The organism is Okeania sp. SIO2B9 (assembly GCF_010672505.1).
GTDB classification, from domain to species: Bacteria; Cyanobacteriota; Cyanobacteriia; order Cyanobacteriales; family Microcoleaceae; genus Okeania; species Okeania hirsuta.
In genome coordinates, this window is record NZ_JAAHGK010001375.1 from 1 (window position 1) to 1,944 (window position 1,944).

Consider the following 1,944-nt stretch of genomic DNA (forward strand, 5'->3'; position numbering starts at 1 on the left):
TGCTAAATTATAATATTGATGCAGTAAAAAAGGCAGCTAAAGTTGCTAATGCTCATCAGTTTATTACTAAGCTTTCAAAAGGTTATCAAACTTGGGTAGGAGAAAGGGGTATTAATTTATCTGGAGGGCAAAGACAAAGAATAGCGATCGCTCGTGCAATACTAGAAAATCCGAAGATATTAATATTAGATGAAGCGACTTCTTCTCTTGACTCTGAATCTGAATTTTTAGTACAAGAAGCGTTAGAAAGATTGATGCAAGGAAGAACGGTATTTATTATTGCTCATAGACTAGCTACTGTACGTCGTGCTAATCGAATTTTAGTTATGGAAAATGGTGAAATATTAGAATCAGGAACTCACTCAGAATTGTTAGAAAAAGGTATGCTTTATGCTCGTTTTTATCAGCAACAGTTTAGTTAATATCTTGTAATTATTTAGTCGTCAGTTAGTCTCCTGAATCGTAACTTTGTTATCAGTCAAAGTACATCTAGAAACCTTAGATATTTTGGTAGTCCTGTAAATGTAGCGATCTAGTGCAAAAAGGCAGAAGGCAGGAGGCAGAAGGCAGAAGGGAAGAAAGGTTATTGTACAAGCTTTTGAACCTTTTTTAACTGGTTAGTTATTTCCGCCATCCTGCACTAGGGTAGAGGTGGCGAATAGTGAACAGGGAATAGGGAATAGAAAGTACCTAAATTATTCTTTTCAAAAAGATAGTCTTTCCTTGAATACTTGACTTTTTTGAGGATATTACTATTTATACACCACTACCTATATTCTCAGTAAATGTTTTTTCTTATTCACAAAAAAAGTTGTATATTTGCTTAAACTTTCCGTTGCCTAACTAACCTAACTCAAACCATTTTTTTTTACCGAAAAATTCAGGTATAAAGCTTCTCCATTCATGGAGAAAAAAACGGTCGTTAGCGCAGCTTCCCGAAGGGTGGGATGGTGTTAGCGTTAGCGTTTGCGCAGCATGACCATAGGAAAGCTCCTCTGTAAGAAGTAGCGGCTCTGTCAAGAGCGGATCTCCTCGCCATATCCATCAGACCAAGAGAAGAAAAAAAATCCTTTGATCCAATCCTCTTATATCATGTCCGGTTGAACAGTTATAAATAAATAACGACGGAGTCCTCAGGAGTCAACCCACCCCTAACCCCTCCCAGGAGGGGAAGGACCGAGTCAGGAGGGAAGAAAGAAGAAGGAAGAAGAAGGAAGAAGAAGAACTTGAGTTGAAGGAGAAAATTTTTTATCACTAATTAGCCGGACATGATATTATTTATAAGAAGAAATAATTCTAAATTCTAAATTATTAATTCTAAATTCTTGAACACTTCCATCAGTTTACAGAGAGAATAAAAAGCAAGCATTTTTACAAACAGTTTTGATTGACAAATAAAAACTTTTCCTAACAAAGATTCGCCTTTCCAAAAATTCTATACTTCAGCAAGGGGATAAAAAAATACTCCCTTATTTTAATAAATGTAAACCAATAAACTTCTTTGGTGGCAGTTTTAATCTACTTGCGTTAAATTTAGGTTATAGGGTAGGAGTAAGTATTAGGTCGATGCCTTTTACTTTCAAGTTTAAAGTTAAAAAGCGTTTCGATCCGGAATGCTCCGCAAACAGATACCTAATTGCGTAAATTTTTAGGATGATAGCTGATAGCTGATAGCTAGTTAAAGCTAATAATACTTAATACTTAGCAATATACTAAGTAATCTGAGTATGTCAATTTATGCAGGAACAATATATGGGTTTATACCCTTCAATTAATAGGGAAAAATCAAGGAAATAGAGAAATCATACCCCGATATTCATTTCGTGGGGATGCAGAAAGGGGTGGATTTGGCTAGGCATTATGCATCGGCTGATGTGATGTTATTTCCCAGTGAGACTGAGACTTTTGGGAATGTTTTGTTAGAAGCTATGGCGTCCCAATTGG

General features: G+C 35.9%; 2 protein-coding genes. Both read left to right on the top strand.

The genetic code is table 11. From position 1 onward, the window contains the following. Positions 1-422 (top strand): ATP-binding cassette domain-containing protein (locus F6K13_RS30890; RefSeq protein ID WP_287289539.1); only part of this gene is annotated, 422 nt, incomplete at its 5' end. Between the two features lie 1,371 nt (positions 423-1,793). After that, positions 1,794-1,944 (top strand): glycosyltransferase (locus F6K13_RS30895; protein WP_287289541.1); only part of this gene is annotated, 151 nt, incomplete at its 3' end.